We start from the raw sequence: 17,241 nt of genomic DNA on the forward strand, positions 1-17,241 counted from the left end.
TCACTCGGCCGTGCGATAGGCCCACGTCTGATATGCGGCCGCTTCAGCGGCGCAGGCCTCGAGCGTCAGCCCCTTGATCTGGTTGGTATCGCTGCGCCCGTGGCGGGTGCTCTCTCCCAGTGTAAGGCACAGGTCGGGGGCGGAGGCCGGGGTGATGGTGCCTTCCCCGGCAAATTCAAAGCTCTGGGCCGCGCTTTCCTCGCAGCTCACCAACTCAAGCGCCGCCCCGGCTTCCAGCGCAGCAGCCTGCATGCACACATCGAACTCCGGCATGTAAAAGACCCCCTCGGCAAAGCGCTCCGAATCGAAGCCCTGATCCACGAAGATCTCACCGCTCGGGCTGTAGCAAGTGTGGCCCTGAAGCCCGTCATCCGGGTTCGCCTGGGCGCCTTGCCCGCCGGAGATGTCGATACAATACCCGTTCTGGGTGTTATCGAGCTTGTCGGTGGCGTAGACCTCCACGGTCTCCGCATGTGCGAGGCCCGCACTCAGGACGAGGGCGGCGGTCGAAAGAATGGCTTTCATGTCATCTCCGGTAACAACGAGTGCAATGCCGATAAAACGAAGCAGCCCTCCCGTTCCGTCGAAAAAAGCTCCACTCCGCCGGTCTGAAGCTGCAGTGAAGCCCCCTATCCCGGCAGCCGGCCTTCCAGCACATAGCGCAACATCTGCGCCACCTGCTCCGGCCGCTCCGCCACCGCCAGCGCCGCAGCATCCACTTCCTTCAGCGCGTGCTGGTGCTCGGCCCCGTGCAGCACGATCAGCGACTTGCCCAGCGCGGCGGCCATCCCGGCATCGAAAGCCGCGTTCCACTGCTTGTATTTCTCGCCGAAGCGCACCACCACCACATCGGCCTGCTCGATGCTCCGCCGGGTGCGGATGGCGTTGAGCTTGGCGCCCTTGTGGTCGTGCCAGAATTTGCTGTCCTCCGGCCCGAGGATCGCCACGCCGCAATCGTCGCTGGCCGCATGGTCGGTCACCGGCGCCGAGAAGGCCATGTCGAGCCCCGCACAGCCCGCTATGATCTCCTCGCGCCAATCGGTGTGGATCTCTCCCGAAAGATAGACCTTCAGTGTCATTCCGTCCTCCTAACCCGCCATCGTGACGATGCCGATGAACAGCAACGCCGAGAGCACGGCGGCCGCCGGCACGGTGATGATCCATGCCGCCACGATGGTCATGAAATGGCTCCGCCGCACCAGCTTGCGCCGCCGCCGCTCCTCCGCCGCATGCTCCGGCCGCGCCGGCAGCGCGCCCCGCGCCTTCCGCAGGCGCCGCTCGTAGTCCCACTCGCGGAAGAACCCCACACCGAAGACCCCGCCCACCGCGATATGGGTGGAGCTCACCGGCAAGCCGAGCCAGCTCGCCAGGATCACGGTGATGGCGGCCGAGAGCGCCACGCAATAGGCCCGCATCGGGTTGAGCTTGGTGATCTGGCTGCCCACCATCCGGATGAGCTTGGGGCCGAAGAGGAACAGCCCCACCGAGATGCCCACGGCGCCGATCACCATGACCCAGTAGGGAATGGCCACCGCATGGGTAAAATCGCCGGTGCCCAGCGCCTGCACGATGGCCGCCAGAGGGCCGACCGCGTTGGCCACGTCGTTCGCGCCATGGGCAAAGCTGAGCAGCGCGGCGGAAACGATGAGCGGAATACCGAACAGCACCTTCAGCGAGCGGTTGCGGTTTTCCAGCCCTTCCGATTGCCGCCGGATCACCGGGATCATCGCCAGCCAGACCGCCACGCCCAGCACCGCGCCGATCGCCAGCGAGGCGAGGAGGTCGATCTTGATGAGCTGCTTGATGCCCTTGAGCGCGATGTAGCTGGCAAAGGCCCCCGCCATGATGCCCACCAGCACCGGCACCCAGCGCCGGGCGGCGGCGATCTTGTCGTCGACATAGACGATGTTCGACTTGATGAACCACAGGAACCCGGCGGCGATGACCCCGCCCAGCACCGGCGAGATCACCCAGCTCGCGGCAATCGCCCCCATCGTGCCCCAGCTCACCGCGGCAAAGCCCGCGGCGGCGATGCCCGCGCCCATCACGCCGCCCACCACCGAATGGGTGGTGGAAACCGGCGCACCGACCCATGTGGCGAGGTTGACCCAGAACGCCGAGGCCAGCAGCGCCGCCATCATCGCCCAGACGAAGGTCGAGGCCGAGCCCATGCTTTCGGGCGCGATGATCCCCTTGGCGATGGTGCCCACCACGTCGCCGCCCGCGATCAACGCGCCCGCGCTTTCGAACACGGCGGCAATGGCGATGGCCCCGCCCATGGTGAGCGCATTGGCACCCACCGCCGGCCCCATGTTGTTGGCCACGTCGTTGGCGCCGATGTTCAGCGCCATGTAGGCCCCGAAGACGGCGGCCACGATCACGATGAAGCTGCTGGTGGTCTGCCCGAAGAAGAGCGCGGCCAGCAGGCCCGCCGCGACCACGAAGAGCAGGGCCACGCCATAGCCCACGAAGGGCCGCGCGACATAGGCCGTCGCCAGCTCGAGGTTCGAGATGCGGCCCAGGTCGCGGTCCAGCGTCTCCATGTGGCTGACGTCGTAGTCGGTTTCTGCCACGGTATCCCTCCCGAAACTGTTCCGGGGTCGGTGACCCTTCAGAGCGCCCGAGTCAAGCCGCCGCAGTCAACCCGGCCGCATCATTCCGGCCCGACGCCCGGTCACAGCTCGCGGAGAATGTCCCGCAGTTCCGGCTCCTGCACCATGTCGGCCGCCTCGCCCGGGCTCACCCAGCGGCGCTCCCGCTCCCGCGCCTCCGGAAAGTCGTCGGCCATCTCTTCCACCGCGACAGGAAACACCAGCGTCTGGACCGGCAGGCCGAGGCCCGCGTCATCCGTCTTCCGGTAGAAATAGGAGCCAATCGCATCCGGCGCGGTCTGCCCGCGCCGCACGCCGGCCTCTTCCCAGGCCTCCTGCATCGCGCTGCCCGAGGCATCCTTGCCCCGGATCGGCCAGCCCTTGGGCAGAATCCACCGCCCGGTGCCCCGACTGGTGACCAGGAGCACTTCCTTGCCGTCCTTGCGCTTGCGATAGCACAGCGCCGCCACCTGCAGGCGCGGGGGGCGCTGCAGCATCGGGCGCACGAAGCCATCCCAGGCCAGCCTGAACCGTCTCATCATCTAGAAACCAACCGCTCTTCTTCTTTTCATTTTTCAACTATTTAGGGCATCGGTGAACAATTTGCAAAGATTTGCGCTGCAGGCGCGGCTTGACACCACCACCGCCACGCCCTGAGGTAGGAAACATGTTAACGGCATACGATCGCCCATGATCCCCCACCGCAACCGCGCCTGGCTGCTGCTCCTGCCCGCCGTCGCGGTCATGGGCCTCGTCGCCGTCCTGCCGCTGCTGACGGTGCTCAACTACTCCTTCCACGACATCTTCACGCTCGAGAGCCGCTACTGGGTCGGGCTGGAGTGGTATGGCGAGATCGTCACCTCCCGGCGCTTCTGGGCCTCGCTCGCCCGCTCCACGCTGTTTTCCGCCATCGTGCTCTCCATCCAGTTGCCGCTCGGCATCGCCGTGGCGCTGCTGCTGCGCGCGACCCGGCACCCCACGCTCTACCTCATGGCGCTGGCCCTGCCGTTGGTGGTGCCGTGGAACATGATCCCCTCCATGTGGCTCACCCTCGTCGGGCCGCAGGGGCTGCTCGGGCCGTCGCTCATTGCCGCCGGGTTCGATTACAGGTTTACCGCGCTCCACACCTGGGCGCTGATCGTGGCGATGGACACCTGGCACTGGCTCGGGCTCGTGGTGATCCTCTCCTACGCCGGGCTTTCCGCCATCCCCCGCCCCTACTACCAGGCCGCCGAGATCGACGGCGCGTCGCGCATGGCCATCTTCCGGCACATCGAGCTGCCCAGGATTTCGGGCGCGCTGGCCATCGTGCTGCTGCTGCGCTTCGTCGACAGCTTCATGATCTACACCGAGGCCTTCCGCATCAACGCGGGCGGGCCGCAGGGGGCCACCACCTTCCTCTCGCTCGACCTCGGCGAAGACATCAACGCCTACAGCTACGGCTCGGCAGCGGCTCGGGCCATGACCTACTTCCTCATCGTCATCACCGTGGTCTGGGCCTTCGTGCAATTCACCCGCAGGCGCTCGTCATGACCGCCGCCACCCGCGCCCTCGCCCTCGCGGCCCTGCTGCTCTTCATCGCCCTGCCGCTGGTGCAAACCGTGGTGCTCTCCTTCACCGCCACCCTGCCCCACGAGGGCGTGGAGGTCGGCAGCCTGACGCTGGTCAACTACGCCCATATCTTCGCCTCGCCGGCGCTCGTGGCCTCCATCGGCAACTCGTTCCTCTACGTCTCGCTCAACGTCGCGCTCTGCCTCGCCGCAGGGCTGCCTGCCGCCTATGCTTTCTCGCGCTACCGCTTCACCGGCGACCGCCACCTGCTGTTCCTGATGCTGGCCTTCCGGGTCACGCCCCCCGTCGTTCTTTCACTGCCGATCTTCATCCTGTTCTCCCAACTCGGGCTGGTGAACTCGCCCGTCGGCATCGCCCTGGTGCACTGCGTCTTCAACCTGCCGGTGGCGATCTGGATCCTCGAGAGCTTCATCTCCGCCGTTCCCCGCGAATTCGACGAAACCGCCTTTCTCGACGGCCAGTCGCTGCCCGGCTTCTTCGTCACAAAGCTCATCCCCGCCATCGCGCCGGGCATCGGGGTGGCGGCCTTCTTCTGTTTCATCTTCTCCTGGGTCGAGGTGGTGTTTGCCCGCATCCTCACCGTCACCGGCGGCAAGCCGATCACCATGGCGCTCAACGCGCTCTTCTCCTTCCGCACCGATATCGGCCTGGTCACGGCGATGACCGTCTTCTCCCTGCTCCCCGGCGTGCTGATGATCGTCTTCGTGCGCCGCCACATCGCCCGCGGCTTCGTGATCCGCACCTGAGCGGGGCGTTAACCATCTGCACAGATTTCCGGGCCGCGTTTACGATTTGCCCACTCTCGTGAAGATATCGTGTCAGCCATGGGGTCCGTTTACGCAGGAGCTTGATGACATGAGCATGGTGAGGCTCGACACGCAGGGGCAGTCGTCGCAGGCCTACGCGCTTCCGGCGCAGGTGCTGGCGGCACGCCACCGCCAGAATTCCGTGGCACCGCAGGCGACAGACATTCGGCCACCCGAAAAACCCGAGGCCACGGCAAGGCCCGGTCTCGACACCGCCCGCGACGAGGTCGTGGGCCGCGATGGCGAGCGCCGCCCACCTCCGCCGCTGAAGGAATATGCCCGCATCCCCACCGCGATGACGGCCGAGATCCTTCGGCTGCAGGAGGAGGCGCTGGAGAAGGCCCGCGAGGCAACCGAGGCCGAGGGCCAGGCCCAGAGCGCCCGCGCCGACGCCGCCCAGGCCGAAAAGGCCGAGGAGGCCGCCCGCGCCGCCGAAGCCCGCGCAGACCCCACCGAGGCCACGCCCGCCGAAGGCCCCGCCACCGCCCGCGCGCCCTCCGGCTTCGCCACCGGCCTCCCCGCCGTCAACGCCCCCGCCACCGGACCGAGCCAGCTCGACCACCAGGCCTGACCCCTCCACCGCAGGCCCGCGAAACCCCACCAAAAAAAAAAAAGGGGGCGCCCGAAAGCGCCCCCTTCTCTGGTTTTGCAACTGTCGCGCTTACTGGAGCGCGGCGTCGGTGATCTCGTGGGTCCAGGCCATGCCTTCGGGCTCCTTGGTGATCGCCGGGTTCTCCGGGCTCACGGCAGAGAGCAGCGTCGCCACCGTCTGCTCGTAGTCGGCCGGATCGAGCGCACCGTTGGTGTCCGCGGTCAGCTTGGCCACCTCGCTCATCATGTAGGTCTGGTGCTCCAGCGTCTGCGCGCCGGTCTCGTCGTTGTCGACCACGATCTGCGCGGCCTCCTCCGGGTTCTCCTCGGCGTATTTCCAGCCCTTCATCGAGGCCCGCACGAAGCGCACCATCTTGTCCTTGAAGGCCTCGTCCGCGAGGTTCTCCTCCAGCACGTAGAGACCATCCTCCATCATGCCCACGCCCTCTTCGAGGTAGTTGAAGGTCACCAGCTGGTCCTCGGTGATCCCGGCATCCAGCACCTGGCCATACTCGTTGTAGGTCATCACCGAGATGCAGTCGGCCTGCTTTTGCAGCAACGCATCCACGTTGAAGGCCTGCTTCAGCACTTCCACGCCACTCTCGCCGCCATCGGTCGGCACGCCGAGCTTGGCCATCCAGGCATAGAACGGGTATTCGTTGCCAAAGAACCAGACCCCGAGCGTATGGCCCGGAAAGTCCGCCGGGCTCTCGATCCCGTTTTCCTTCAGGCAGGTCAGCTGCATCGCACCCTTCTTGAAGGGCTGCGCGATGTTCACCAGGGGCACACCCCGCTCCCGCGCGGCCAGGCCCGCGGCCATCCAGGTCACGATCACATCGGCCCCGCCGCCGGCGATCACCTGCTCGGGGGCAATGTCGGGGCCGCCCGGCTTGATCGTCACGTCAAGGCCCTCTTCCTCGTAGAAGCCCTTGTCGGCGGCCACGTAGTAGCCCGCGAATTGCGCCTGCGTCACCCACTTGAGCTGCAACGTCACCTCGTCGGCGGCCTGCGCGGCGCCTGCCGTCAGCGCCAGGGCGGCGCCCAGTAGCATCTTCTTCATCGTCACTCTCCTTGTTGGCTAGATTATGCGCTCTCCGGCGCGGGTTTCCTCCCACTCACCCCACCCTCTGGCTCGGATGCCAGAAGGTCACGAGTTTCTCGATCATGGCAACGATGCCATAAAACACAGTGCCCACAAGGGCGGCCACGGCGATCTCGGCCCAGACCAGGTCGATCGCCAGGCGCCCGACGCCCGTCGAAATCCTGAAGCCCATGCCGCGCACCGGCGAGCCGAAGTACTCGGCCACGATGGCCCCGATCAGCGCCAGCGTCGTGGCAATCTTCAACCCGTTGAAGACAAAGGGCATCGCCGCCGGGAGCCGGAGCTTGAAGAGCGTCTGCCAGGAGCTCGCCGCATAGGTGCGCATCAGATCCTTCTGCATCGCATCCGCCTCGCGCAGCCCCTGCACCACGTTCACGAGCACAGGAAAGAACACCATCGCCACAACCACCGCCGCCTTCGACTGCCAGTCGAACCCGAACCAGCTGACAAGGATCGGCGCGACCCCGATGATCGGCAGGGCCGCCACGAAGTTGCCGATCGGCAGCAGCCCCGCGGTCAGAAAAGCGCTTCGGTCGATCGCCAGTGCCGTCACGAAGGCCGCGCCGCAGCCGATGAGATAGCCCGAGAGCGCGCCCTTCAGCGCGGTCTGCACGAAGTCTTGCCACAGCGTGTCGGTCGAGGTGGCAAAGGTCGCGGCAATATCGGTCGGCGCAGGCAGGATCACCGGGTTCACCCCCAGCCCCCGCACCAGCCCCTGCCAGAGCACCAGCACCGCAAGGCCGAAAATCACCGGCACGGCGATCCGAACCACCCGCGCCCGCCGCCAGCGCGAGCGCGCCAGCAGCACGTTTAGCCCCCAGGCCGCGAGCCAGAACGCCAGGGCCCCCGCGACCACCGTCATCGTCCCATCCCCATCCGTTTCAGCACCACACCCTGCACGCCGCCGATCAGCGTCACCAGCGCGCCGGCGAGGATCGCGGCAGCAAAGAGCGCCGCCCAGATCGCCAGCGGCGTGCCGAACTGGTCCCCGATCAGGATCCGCGCGCCCAGCCCGCTCACCGCCCCCGTGGGCAGCTCGCCCACGATCGTTCCCACCAGCGCCGCGGCGATGGCGATCTTCAGCGAGGTGAAGAGATAGGGCATCGAGGCCGGCAGCCGCAGCTTGAAGAAGCTGGCCGTGTTGCTGGCGTTATAGGTCTTCAGCAGGTCGAGCTGGCTGGAGCTGGGCGAGTTCAGCCCCTTCACCATGCCCACCAGCACCGGAAAGTAGCACAGGTAGGCCGAGATGATCGCCTTGGGCACACCCCGCCCCTCGATCCCGGTGGCGTTGGAGAGCACGATGATCATCGGTGCCAGCGCCACGATGGGGATGGTCTGGCTCACGATGGCCCAGGGCATCAGGCTCATCTCGACCACCCGGCTGTAGGTGATCGCCACCGCGCCCAGGATCCCCAGCGTGACCCCCAGGGCAAAGCCCGAGAGCGTCGCCCCGAGGGTGATCCCGGCATGATAGATTAGCGACCGCTTGTTGAGCGCCCGGCCGCGCAGCGCCATCTCGCCGGTGGTCTTCCACAGCTCCTCGGCCACCTGGTGCGGGGCCGGCAGGCGCGGGCGGTCCTGGTTCATGGTGGCGGTAAAGAGCTCGGAGGCTGTCATCTCCTGCCCGGCCCGCTCGGCCTGGGCGAGCGCCCAGGGCGCGTTCATCCGCCAGGCACCCAGGTACCAGACCGCGGCGATCAGCAGGAGCACGGTGACGATGGGAACCGCGCGGCGCATTAATTTACCAAGCCATGCGCTGTGTGCATGCGTATGGGTTGTGCATGGGTTGTGCATGGGTTGTGCATGTTGCCGATTTGTCGGTTAATCGTCATAGGAATGCCCCGCCCTGAGCCCCTCGCGCACCCTCTGCGCCACTTCAATGAACTCGGGCGAGTCCCTGATTTCCAAGGGTCTTTCCGCCGGAAGCGGGCTCTCGATCACGTCCGAAATCCGCCCCGGACGCGGGGACATGACGACAATCTTGGTTGATAGATAGACCGCTTCGGGTATCGAATGGGTAACGAAGCCAATGGTCTTGCCGGTCCGCGCCCAGAGCGCCAGCAGCTGCTCGTTCAGATGGTCGCGCACGATCTCGTCGAGGGCGCCAAAGGGTTCATCCATAAGGAGAATTTCGGCATCGAAGGCGAGCGCCCTGGCAATCGAGGCGCGCTGTTGCATGCCCCCCGAGAGCTGCCAGGGGTATTTGCCGCCAAATCCTTCGAGATCGACGAGTTGCAGCACTTTCCGCACCCGCTCGTCCTGCTCCGCGCGGGAGAACCCCATGATCTCCAGCGGCAGCTTGATGTTGCCCGCGATGGTCCGCCAGGGATAGAGCCCCGCGGCCTGAAAGACGTATCCGTAAGCCCTTGATTTCCGGGCCTCCTCCGGCGTCATCCCGTTCACGCTCAGGCGCCCGCCGGTGGGCTGCTCCAGGGCGGCGACGCAGCGCAGAAAGGTGGTCTTCCCGCAGCCGGAAGGCCCGATGAAACTGACAAACTCGCCCTTCCCGATCTCAAGCGAGACCCCCTTGAGCGCATGCACCGGCCCGTCCTTCGTCTGGAACGTGAGGTCCAGATCCTCGGCCCGGATGACGGTTTCCTTCATTCCGATTTCTTTCGCCTTTTCCGCACCTTCCGCTCCCATCAAACCCCCGTCGCCGGAATGCCGCTGCGCTCCACGGGGCGCGGCGCGGTCAGCTCCTTCCAGGTTGAAAGCGCCCTGTTAACGGTTGCGTTAGGCTCTCGTGCTACAAATGCGCCGTGGCCTTCCTGCGTGCGGATCTCGCCGTCATGCACCGCCACATGGCCGCGCGTCAGGGTGAACCTGGGCAAGCCCTTCACGTGGTGGCCCTCGAACACGTTGTAATCAATGGAGGATTGCTGAGAGCTGGCAGAGATCGTCTTTTCCTTCTTCGGGTCCCAGACCACGATATCGGCATCCGCCCCCACCAGAATCGCGCCCTTCTTCGGGTAGCAGTTCAGGATCTTGGCGATGTTGGTCGAGGTCACCGCTACGAACTCGTTGGGCGTGAGCCGCCCGGTCGCCACCCCGTGGGTCCAGAGCATCGGCATCCGGTCTTCGAGCCCGCCGGTGCCGTTGGGGATCTTGGAGAAATCGCCCACGCCATAGCGCTTCTGCTCGGTGGTAAAGGCGCAATGGTCCGTCGCCACCACGGAGAGCGAGCCGCTTTGCAACCCGGCCCAGAGGCTGTCCTGGTGCTTCTTGTTGCGGAACGGCGGCGACATCACCCGCCGCGCGGCATGGTCCCAGTCGGCGTTGAAATATTCGCTCTCATCCAGTGTCAGATGCTGGATCAGCGGCTCACCCCAGACCCGCTTGCCATTCTGCTTGGCCCGCCGGATCGCCTCATGCGCCTCTTCGCAGGAGGTATGCACCACGTAGAGCGGCACGCCCGCCATGTCGGCGATCATGATCGCCCGGTTGGTCGCCTCGCCCTCCACCTGGGAAGGGCGCGAATAGGCATGCGCCTCGGGCCCGGTGTTGCCTTCGGCCAGCAGCTTGGCCGTCAGCTCGGCAACCACGTCGCCATTTTCGGCATGCACCATCGCCGTGGCGCCCAGCTCGGCGAGCCGCTGGAAGGACGAGTACATCTCGTCATCGTTCACCATCAGCGCGCCCTTGTAGGCCATGAAGTGCTTGAAGGTGTTGATTCCACGGTCTTTCACGACCGTCTCCATCTCCCTGAAGACCTGCTCGCCCCACCAGGTGACGGCCATATGGAAGGAGTAATCGCAGGTCGCGCGGGTGCTCTTGTTGTCCCATCGCTTCAGCGCGTCGAGCAGGCTTTCTCCCGGGTTGGGCAGGGCGAAATCCACCACCATCGTGGTGCCGCCGGCCAGCGCCGCCCGGGTGCCGCTCTCGAAATCGTCGCTCGAATAGGTGCCCATGAAGGGCATCTCGAGGTGGGTGTGCGGGTCGATCCCGCCCGGCATCACGTAGCAGCCCGTGGCGTCTAGCACCTCGTCGCCCTTCAGGCCCTTGCCGATCTCCACGATCTGCCCGCCTTCCACCAGCACGTCGGCCTCGTAGCTCAGGTCGGCGGTCACCACCGTGCCCCCCTTGATCACCGTGCTCATGTCGTAACTCCCTGTTTCAGTTGCAGGACTTGCCACCTGCCGTAATTTCGTGACTCTTCAGGAGCAGCTTGATCCCGCGAGATTTGCTGTCTTCGCAGATGGCCTCCCAGTCGAGCCCCGCGTCATCGTATTCGATCGCCAGCACGTCCTTGCCCGCATCGACATAGGGCTTCAGCGCGTCGCAGAAATTGTAGACGTAGCACTCCTCGACCATGACGAAATCCATCTCCCCCACCAGTTCCGGCACCAGCTCCGGCACGTTTTTCTGCGCCACTTCAAGCCCTTGCGCGCGAGCAAACCCGGCCAGATCGCGGATGTAGCCCAGCGCATCGTCGCGGCTGAGGTCGAAGCCCGAGTCGTTGTCGTAGACATCCATGTTGTCCATCTCGACCGCCATGAACCCTCGGGCCGCGCAATCCGCGATCCGGTCCTTCATGATCCGGCCGACCTCGGCGTTGCGAATGTCCACGTAGCGCTCGTCCGGCCACTCCCCGAGCGGCTTGCCCAGCGCCTCCTCGGGGAAGCGGCCGATATCGTCGCGGTATTCCTCCCAGCTTCCGATCGACACGTAGCACACCGGTTTCACCCCCCGGGCGCGCAGGCCCATGATGGTGTCCCGGTCGTGGTCATCCTTGTCGAGCGCCAGGACCTTTACATTGATATCAAGGTCATAGGGGTGGGTGAGCTGCCAGTCCCAATAGGCCTGCTCGCCGCCGCCGATGATGAAGATACCCAGAGCCGTCAGTGCCGCCGTGCTCGCCATCGTCTCCCCCTAGCCGATGCAATAGGGCTGCCCGTCAAAGCCCGCATCCCGCATGGATTGCGTCGTGACCGGGTAGATCGCGCCCTCTTGGAAAATGTAGTAGCACCCGTCCCGCACCACGATCTGGTCGAGCCGCACATCCGCCGGAACGGCGGCCATGACCTCTTCAGGTATTGGCTGCCCGGCCGGAAAATAGCCCGCAGGCAGGCCGCCCGAGGTGGTCTGGCAGGCCGCCAGCACAAGCAGGAACGCCAGCGCCGTCCTCATTCCACGATCCCCGCCGTCTCGACCACGGCATGAAACAGCACATCCGCCCCGGCGGTCGCCCATTCCTTGCTGATCTCCTCGGCCTCGTTGTGGCTGAGCCCATCCACGCAGGGACACATGACCATGGCCGTGGGATACAGGTCATTGATCCAGCAGGCATCATGCCCGGCACCCGAGACGATATCCATGTGGCTGTAGCCCAGCCGATCCGCCGCGTCGCGAATGGCTTTCACGCAGCCCTCGTCGAAGGCCGGCGGATCGAACTGGCCGACGATCTCGGCAGAGAACGCCACGCCGATCTCCTCGCAGAGCTTCGGCGCTCTCTCCATCAATTCGTCGACCATCGCGTTCAGCTTGTCGAGCAGATGGGTGCGCATGTCGACGGTAAACACCACCTTGCCGGGGATGATGTTACGCGAGTTCGGATACACGTCGACATGACCGATCGCGCCCACCGCGTTGGGCTGATTTTTCATGGCGATTTCATGCACAAGCTCGGTCACGAGCGCCAGCCCGCGGCCCGCGTTCTTGCGCATGTGCATGGGCGTGGAGCCGGTGTGGCTTTCCTTGCCGGTCACCGTGCATTCGATCCAGCGCAGCCCCTGCCCGTGGGTGACCACGCCAATGTCCTTGCCCTCGGCCTCCAGGATCGGCCCCTGCTCGATATGCAGCTCGAAGAGCGCGTGCATCTTGCGCGCGCCCACCTTCTCCTCGCCCTTCCAGCCGATCCGCTCCAGCTCGTCGCCAAAGCGCTTGCCCTTGGCATCCACCCGGTCCAGCGCCCAGTCGAGACTGTGCTTGCCGGCAAAGACGCCAGAGGCCAGCATGGCCGGCGCAAATCGGGTGCCCTCCTCATTGGTCCAGTTCACCACCACGATCGGATGCTTCGTCTTGATATCCATGTCGTTCAGCGAGCGGATCACCTCGAGCCCGCCGAGCACGCCCAGCACACCGTCATACTTGCCGCCCGTGGGCTGGGTATCGAGGTGAGAGCCCACATAGACGGGCAGCGCATCGGGGTCGGTGCCCTCGCGGCGCGCAAACATGTTGCCGATCTCGTCAACGCCCATGGTCATGCCCGCGGCCTCGCACCACTGCTGAAACAGCGCGCGCCCTTCGGCGTCCTCGTCGGTCAGGGTCTGGCGGTTGTTGCCGCCCGCCACGCCGGGGCCGATCCTGGCCATTTCCATGAGGCTGTCCCACAGCCTGTCACCGTTGATTCTGAGGTTCTCTCCTGGGGCGGCCATGGGCTCTCCTCGGGTCTTCCGTCGAGGGCCTGGGGCCCTCCCTGTCGGGGTGCGGCTTGAACGCGGCACCTTGTTGTTTGACCAAATGGTCAGAAGAACGCTACCACTCTTGGGCAACGGGTCAAGGAAATGCGCGGATGCGTCTCCAACACCCCTGCGAATTTTGAGCGCGCGCCGGGCAGAACGGCTCGATTTTGGGCGCATTGCGAACGGGTATCGGAGCGAGGGTGTCAGCGTGAGTGCAAACGGCCGGAAACCGCGAACGCGCATTCAGCAGAAGAACACGGCGGCCATTCTCGATGCGGCGCTGGAGGTCTTTTCGGCAAACGGCTTCCGTGGCTCGACCGTCGATCAGATCGCCACGGCGGCCGGCCTCTCCAAGCCGAATCTGCTCTACTACTTTCCCTCCAAGACCTCGATCCACCGTGCCCTCCTGAGTGGCCTGCTCGACACCTGGCTTGCCCCCTTGCGTGCCATCGACCCCGAGGGCGACCCGGTGACAGAGCTGATGACCTACGTCCATCGCAAGCTCGAGATGAGCCGCGCGATGCCGCGCGAGAGCAGGCTCTTCGCCAACGAGGTGCTGCAAGGTGCGCCCAATCTCGAAGGCGTTCTCAAGCTCCACCTCAAGCCGCTGGTCGACGAGAAGGCCGCGGTGATCCGCGGATGGTCGACCGAGGGGCGCATCGCGCCGATCCACCCCTACCACCTGATCTTCTCGATTTGGGCCCTCACCCAGCACTACGCCGATTTCGACGTGCAGGTGCGCGCGGTCCTGCCTGAAGGTGAAGCGAGCGACCCCTTTCCGGAGGCCACCCGCCACGTGGAGGAGATGTTCAGGAGGACCCTGCTCCCCTGAGCCCTATTCGGCGGCCTTGACGGCGCCGGGATTGTTGGGGTGGGTCGTCCAGTTGGCATACTCACCCACCTTGCGGCCCGTGCGCGGGTCTGTCGCCCCGAGCGGCAGCTTCTCCATGGTGATGCAGTTCTCCACCGGGCAGACGTTGACGCAAAGGTTGCAGGCCACGCACTCCGCGTCGATCACCTCGAAGGTCCGGTCGGCACTCATGGATATCGCCTGGTGGGAGGTATCCTCGCAGGCCGCGTAACAGCGGCCGCATTTGATGCAGTCCTCTTGGCTGATCCGCGCTTTCGTGACGTAGTTCAGGTTGAGATACTGCCAGTCGGTCACGTTGGGCACGGCCATGCCGACAAAATCGGCGGTGGAGGTGAAGCCCTTCTCGTCCATCCAGCTGGACAGGCCCGAGCACATCTCCTGAACCACCTTGAACCCATAGGTCATGGCCGCCGTGCAGACCTGCACATTGCCGCAGCCCAGCGCCATGAACTCCGCCGCGTCACGCCAGGTGGTGACCCCGCCGATGCCCGAAATCGGCAAGCCGCGGGTTTCGGCGTTGCGGGCAATCTCGGAAACCATGGAGAGGGCGATCGGCTTCACCGCCGGGCCGCAATAGCCACCGTGAGAGCCCTTGCCGTCGATGGTGGGCTGCGGGGCCATCAGGTCGAGATCGACCGAGGTGATGGAGTTGATCGTGTTGATCAGACTCACCGCATCCGCCCCCCCCCTGGCCGCGGCCGTCGCCGGCTTGCGGATATCGGTGATGTTGGGAGTCAGCTTCACGATGACGGGTTTGGAGTAATACTTCTTGCACCACTCGGTGACCATCTGGATGTACTCCGGCACCTGCCCCACCGCCGAGCCCATGCCCCGCTCGCTCATCCCGTGGGGGCAGCCGAAGTTCAGCTCGATCCCGTCCGCGCCGGTCTCTTCGACCAGCGGCAGGATCGCCTTCCAGCTTTCCTCCTCGCAGGGGACCATGATGCTCACGATCAGGGCGCGGTCGGGGTAGTCGCGCTTCACGCGGGCGATTTCCTCGAGGTTCGTGTAGAGGTCGCGGTCGGTGATGAGCTCGATGTTGTTGAGCCCCAGCAAACGCCGGTCCGCGCCCCAGATCGCGCCGTATCGCGGGCCATTGACGTTGACCACCGGCGGCCCCTCCTCGCCCAGGGTCTTCCAGACCACGCCGCCCCACCCGGCCTCGAAGGCACGGCGGACGTTGTATTCCTTGTCGGTCGGCGGCGCGGAGGCCAGCCAGAACGGGTTGGGGCTCTTGATGCCCAGAAAATCTGTCGTGAGATCAGCCATCGGTCATCCCTCCATCAGCATCTTGTGCATGTCCTCGGCGGCATCGCGCCCCTCGGCAACGGCCACCACGGTCAGGTCCTCGCCAGGGGTGCAATCCCCCCCGGCCCAGACGCGATCGAGGTTTGTCCGGCCCGGCCCCGTCACCTTGATCTTGCCGTTCTCGATCTCGATGCGCGGCGAGGCGATATCGAGCCGCTGGCCGATGGCCAGAAGCACCTGGTCGGCCTCCAGAACCATCTCCTCGCCGGTCGAGACAAGCCGGCCATCCGCCCCGGTTTCGGTGCGCTCGAAGGTGATGCTCTTCACCTTGCTGTCGCCGCCAAGGGCCGCGGGCGTGGCATTGGCAACGATCGTCACACCGGCCTTGGCCGCGTGCTCCTGCTCATAGGGGCTCGCCCCCATCGCCTCGCGCCCGCGCCGGTACACCATCGCAACGCTCTCGGCTCCCAGCAGCTTTGCCTGTACCGCCGCATCCACGGCGGTCATGCCGCCTCCCACCACCACGACCCTGCGGCCCACGGGCAGGGCCTCGGGTTCATCGGCCTGCCGCAGGCGGGAAATGAAATCCACAGCATCCTCGGCATTTTCCAGCGCCTCGCCCGGCAAGCCAGAGCGGTTCACGCCGCCAAGGCCGATACCGATGAAGACGGCGTCGAAATCCTCCTGCAATTCACGGATGGTGAAGGCCTCGCCGAGCTTCACCCCGGTTTCCAGCCTGATCCCCCCGATACCGAGCAGCCAGTCGACCTCGCGGGCGGCAAAGCCGTCGACTGTCTTGTAGGCAGCGATCCCGTATTCGTTGAGCCCGCCGGGCTTCTTGCGGGCATCGTAGAGGGTCACGTCATGCCCGTGCATGGCCAGCCTGTGCGCGCAGGCCAGCCCCGCCGGCCCGGCCCCAACCACGGCCACCCGCTTTCCGGTGGCCTCGGCACGTGTGAAGGGATGCGTGTTGCGCGCCATCACCGTGTCGGTCGCGTAACGTTGCAGCCGCCCGATCTCGACCGGCTCGCTCTCTGCCGCGTTGCGCACGCAGGCTTCCTCGCAGAGCGTCTCGGTAGGGCAGACGCGGGCGCACATGCCGCCCAGGATGTTCTGGTCGAAGATCGTCTTGCCCGCATCCCCCGGTTTGCCGCCCTGGATCTGACGGATGAACAACGGAATATCAATCGACGTAGGGCAGGCTGTGATGCAGGGCGCGTCGTGGCAAAAGTAGCATCGGTCGGCGGCAACGGCAGCTTCATGCGCGCCCAACGGCGGGTGCATGTCGGTGAAGTTCCGCGCAATCTCTTCGCTTGAAAGGCGCCCGGGCTGCACACCCGCGGCAAAGCGCTTCTCGGTCATCGTGGCTGTCCTCGCTGCAATGATCCCTGCACGGTCAGGCTGGCACAGGGTCTTTTTTTTATCAAACGGTAAATTTCTTGCCCCGGACAATTCGGGGGTTCAAAGCGCTTGCGCTTTCACTTACGTGGCAAGGAGCGTATAAGCCTGCCCATAATTTGTGCCCGGCACGAACCGGCGCAGGCAGAAAGAGGACGGCATGAGTAAGACCCACGATGCAGACGTCGCCTTTATTCAGGCGCTGGCAGAGTTGCTGCGGACGAACGATCTGACCGAGCTTCAGGTGAAGCGCGATTACGGGCAGGATGACAGCCTGAACGTGCGTGTGAGCCGCAGGATGGAACAGCAGGTAGTAACCTATGCTGCCCCTGCCCAAGCCGCCGCACCGATGGCAGCCCCGGCCGCTGCGGCAGCCGCACCCGCCCCTGTCGCAGGCGAGACCGACGACCCGGCGCAGGCGCCCGGCGCAGTGACGTCGCCGATGGTCGGCACCGCCTACCTGCAGGCCGAACCCGGAACCCCGCCCTTCGTCAAGGTCGGCGACACGGTCGAAGAGGGACAGACCCTGCTCATCGTCGAGGCGATGAAGACCATGAACCAGATTCCCGCCCCCCGCGGCGGCACGGTCAAGCGCATCCTCGTCGAAGACGGCGCGCCGGTGGAGTTTGGCGCCCCGCTGATGATCATCCAGTAAGGCACC

General features: G+C 65.5%; 19 protein-coding genes. 5 read left to right on the forward strand and 14 right to left on the reverse strand.

Translation table 11 applies throughout. The features are described 5' to 3' along the window. From BUR94_RS10835 to BUR94_RS10850, 4 genes are all read right to left on the reverse strand, one after another. Nucleotides 1-525 (reverse strand): ricin-type beta-trefoil lectin domain protein, encoded by a 525-nt coding sequence (locus tag BUR94_RS10835; protein ID WP_074256249.1) that lies wholly within the window; start codon nt 523-525, stop codon nt 1-3. A gap of 104 nt (nt 526-629) precedes the next feature. Continuing rightward, nucleotides 630-1,079 carry a YtoQ family protein gene (locus tag BUR94_RS10840; RefSeq protein WP_074256250.1) on the reverse strand — a complete coding sequence of 150 codons (450 nt, stop codon included), beginning with the start codon at nt 1,077-1,079 and terminating at the stop codon, nt 630-632. Nucleotides 1,080-1,088: 9 nt separating this feature from the next. Continuing rightward, nucleotides 1,089-2,543, reverse strand: coding sequence for an inorganic phosphate transporter (locus BUR94_RS10845; RefSeq protein ID WP_175570493.1), 1,455 nt, complete (start codon nt 2,541-2,543; stop codon nt 1,089-1,091). A 131-nt stretch (nt 2,544-2,674) separates the two neighbouring features. After that, complete coding sequence (locus tag BUR94_RS10850; protein WP_074256252.1) at nt 2,675-3,133, reverse strand: NUDIX hydrolase; 459 nt, start codon at nt 3,131-3,133, stop codon at nt 2,675-2,677. Nucleotides 3,134-3,281: 148 nt separating this feature from the next. Here BUR94_RS10850 and BUR94_RS10855 point away from each other — a divergent pair, with 148 nt between their 5' ends. From BUR94_RS10855 to BUR94_RS10865, 3 genes are all read left to right on the forward strand, one after another. Next, complete coding sequence (locus BUR94_RS10855; protein WP_074256253.1) at nt 3,282-4,124, forward strand: carbohydrate ABC transporter permease; 843 nt, start codon at nt 3,282-3,284, stop codon at nt 4,122-4,124. Further along, the gene (locus tag BUR94_RS10860) at nt 4,121-4,909 is read left to right on the forward strand and encodes a carbohydrate ABC transporter permease (RefSeq protein ID WP_074256254.1); all 789 of its coding nucleotides are present in this window, start codon (nt 4,121-4,123) and stop codon (nt 4,907-4,909) included. The genes BUR94_RS10855 and BUR94_RS10860 overlap by 4 nt, the downstream gene beginning before the upstream one ends. 109 nt (nt 4,910-5,018) lie before the next feature. Beyond that, complete coding sequence (locus BUR94_RS10865) at nt 5,019-5,540, forward strand: hypothetical protein (protein WP_074256255.1); 522 nt, start codon at nt 5,019-5,021, stop codon at nt 5,538-5,540. 90 nt (nt 5,541-5,630) lie between these two features. Here BUR94_RS10865 and BUR94_RS10870 read toward each other — a convergent pair whose 3' ends face one another. From BUR94_RS10870 to BUR94_RS10905, 8 genes are all read right to left on the reverse strand, one after another. Next, nucleotides 5,631-6,620: an ABC transporter substrate-binding protein gene (locus BUR94_RS10870; protein ID WP_074256256.1), complete on the reverse strand. Its 990-nt coding sequence runs from the start codon at nt 6,618-6,620 to the stop codon at nt 5,631-5,633. Between the two features lie 55 nt (nt 6,621-6,675). Continuing rightward, a complete protein-coding gene (locus tag BUR94_RS10875) occupies nt 6,676-7,524 on the reverse strand; it encodes an ABC transporter permease (protein ID WP_074256257.1) in 849 nt (282 codons plus the stop codon). Beyond that, nucleotides 7,521-8,399 (reverse strand): ABC transporter permease, encoded by an 879-nt coding sequence (locus BUR94_RS10880; RefSeq protein WP_074256258.1) that lies wholly within the window; start codon nt 8,397-8,399, stop codon nt 7,521-7,523. The genes BUR94_RS10875 and BUR94_RS10880 overlap by 4 nt, the downstream gene beginning before the upstream one ends. Nucleotides 8,400-8,483: 84 nt before the next feature. Further along, nucleotides 8,484-9,266 carry an ABC transporter ATP-binding protein gene (locus tag BUR94_RS10885; protein WP_217694048.1) on the reverse strand — a complete coding sequence of 261 codons (783 nt, stop codon included), beginning with the start codon at nt 9,264-9,266 and terminating at the stop codon, nt 8,484-8,486. Between the two features lie 38 nt (nt 9,267-9,304). Further along, a complete protein-coding gene (gene hydA, locus BUR94_RS10890; protein WP_074256260.1) occupies nt 9,305-10,759 on the reverse strand; it encodes a dihydropyrimidinase in 1,455 nt (484 codons plus the stop codon). A 16-nt stretch (nt 10,760-10,775) separates the two neighbouring features. After that, nucleotides 10,776-11,522, reverse strand: a complete 747-nt coding sequence (locus BUR94_RS10895) for an endo alpha-1,4 polygalactosaminidase (RefSeq protein ID WP_074256261.1) — start codon at nt 11,520-11,522, stop codon at nt 10,776-10,778. Between the two features lie 9 nt (nt 11,523-11,531). Then, complete coding sequence (locus BUR94_RS10900; RefSeq protein ID WP_074256262.1) at nt 11,532-11,789, reverse strand: hypothetical protein; 258 nt, start codon at nt 11,787-11,789, stop codon at nt 11,532-11,534. Beyond that, a complete protein-coding gene (locus BUR94_RS10905; protein WP_074256263.1) occupies nt 11,786-13,036 on the reverse strand; it encodes a Zn-dependent hydrolase in 1,251 nt (416 codons plus the stop codon). The genes BUR94_RS10900 and BUR94_RS10905 overlap by 4 nt, the downstream gene beginning before the upstream one ends. Before the next feature lie 235 nt (nt 13,037-13,271). Here BUR94_RS10905 and BUR94_RS10910 point away from each other — a divergent pair, with 235 nt between their 5' ends. Beyond that, nucleotides 13,272-13,895, forward strand: a complete 624-nt coding sequence (locus BUR94_RS10910; RefSeq protein WP_074257685.1) for a TetR family transcriptional regulator C-terminal domain-containing protein — start codon at nt 13,272-13,274, stop codon at nt 13,893-13,895. 3 nt (nt 13,896-13,898) lie between these two features. Here BUR94_RS10910 and preA read toward each other — a convergent pair whose 3' ends face one another. Then, on the reverse strand, nt 13,899-15,203 hold the full coding sequence (gene preA, locus BUR94_RS10915; protein WP_074256264.1) for an NAD-dependent dihydropyrimidine dehydrogenase subunit PreA: 1,305 nt from the start codon (nt 15,201-15,203) through the stop codon (nt 13,899-13,901). A 3-nt stretch (nt 15,204-15,206) separates the two neighbouring features. Beyond that, nucleotides 15,207-16,544 (reverse strand): NAD(P)-dependent oxidoreductase, encoded by a 1,338-nt coding sequence (locus BUR94_RS10920; protein WP_074256265.1) that lies wholly within the window; start codon nt 16,542-16,544, stop codon nt 15,207-15,209. A gap of 196 nt (nt 16,545-16,740) precedes the next feature. On the opposite strand from BUR94_RS10920, the gene accB reads away from it, so the two are divergent. Next, on the forward strand, nt 16,741-17,235 hold the full coding sequence (accB, locus tag BUR94_RS10925; protein WP_074256266.1) for an acetyl-CoA carboxylase biotin carboxyl carrier protein: 495 nt from the start codon (nt 16,741-16,743) through the stop codon (nt 17,233-17,235). Nucleotides 17,236-17,241: the final 6 nt, after the last annotated feature.

Origin of the sequence: Vannielia litorea, assembly GCF_900142295.1 — a bacterium.
Classification (GTDB): domain Bacteria; phylum Pseudomonadota; class Alphaproteobacteria; order Rhodobacterales; family Rhodobacteraceae; genus Vannielia; species Vannielia litorea.

Excerpts from the sequence above, each read along its gene's own strand:
- BUR94_RS10835 (WP_074256249.1), bottom strand. The coding sequence starts at position 525 with ATGAAAGCCATTCTTTCGACCGCCGCCCTCGTCCTGAGTGCGGGCCTC.
- BUR94_RS10840 (WP_074256250.1), bottom strand. The coding sequence starts at position 1,079 with ATGACACTGAAGGTCTATCTTTCGGGAGAGATCCACACCGATTGGCGC.
- BUR94_RS10845 (WP_175570493.1), bottom strand. The coding sequence starts at position 2,543 with ATGGAGACGCTGGACCGCGACCTGGGCCGCATCTCGAACCTCGAGCTG.
- BUR94_RS10850 (WP_074256252.1), bottom strand. The coding sequence starts at position 3,133 with ATGATGAGACGGTTCAGGCTGGCCTGGGATGGCTTCGTGCGCCCGATG.
- BUR94_RS10855 (WP_074256253.1), top strand. The coding sequence starts at position 3,282 with ATGATCCCCCACCGCAACCGCGCCTGGCTGCTGCTCCTGCCCGCCGTC.
- BUR94_RS10860 (WP_074256254.1), top strand. The coding sequence starts at position 4,121 with ATGACCGCCGCCACCCGCGCCCTCGCCCTCGCGGCCCTGCTGCTCTTC.
- BUR94_RS10865 (WP_074256255.1), top strand. The coding sequence starts at position 5,019 with ATGAGCATGGTGAGGCTCGACACGCAGGGGCAGTCGTCGCAGGCCTAC.
- BUR94_RS10870 (WP_074256256.1), bottom strand. The coding sequence starts at position 6,620 with ATGAAGAAGATGCTACTGGGCGCCGCCCTGGCGCTGACGGCAGGCGCC.
- BUR94_RS10875 (WP_074256257.1), bottom strand. The coding sequence starts at position 7,524 with ATGACGGTGGTCGCGGGGGCCCTGGCGTTCTGGCTCGCGGCCTGGGGG.
- BUR94_RS10880 (WP_074256258.1), bottom strand. The coding sequence starts at position 8,399 with ATGCGCCGCGCGGTTCCCATCGTCACCGTGCTCCTGCTGATCGCCGCG.
- BUR94_RS10885 (WP_217694048.1), bottom strand. The coding sequence starts at position 9,266 with ATGAAGGAAACCGTCATCCGGGCCGAGGATCTGGACCTCACGTTCCAG.
- hydA (WP_074256260.1), bottom strand. The coding sequence starts at position 10,759 with ATGAGCACGGTGATCAAGGGGGGCACGGTGGTGACCGCCGACCTGAGC.
- BUR94_RS10895 (WP_074256261.1), bottom strand. The coding sequence starts at position 11,522 with ATGGCGAGCACGGCGGCACTGACGGCTCTGGGTATCTTCATCATCGGC.
- BUR94_RS10900 (WP_074256262.1), bottom strand. The coding sequence starts at position 11,789 with ATGAGGACGGCGCTGGCGTTCCTGCTTGTGCTGGCGGCCTGCCAGACC.
- BUR94_RS10905 (WP_074256263.1), bottom strand. The coding sequence starts at position 13,036 with ATGGCCGCCCCAGGAGAGAACCTCAGAATCAACGGTGACAGGCTGTGG.
- preA (WP_074256264.1), bottom strand. The coding sequence starts at position 15,203 with ATGGCTGATCTCACGACAGATTTTCTGGGCATCAAGAGCCCCAACCCG.
- BUR94_RS10920 (WP_074256265.1), bottom strand. The coding sequence starts at position 16,544 with ATGACCGAGAAGCGCTTTGCCGCGGGTGTGCAGCCCGGGCGCCTTTCA.
- accB (WP_074256266.1), top strand. The coding sequence starts at position 16,741 with ATGAGTAAGACCCACGATGCAGACGTCGCCTTTATTCAGGCGCTGGCA.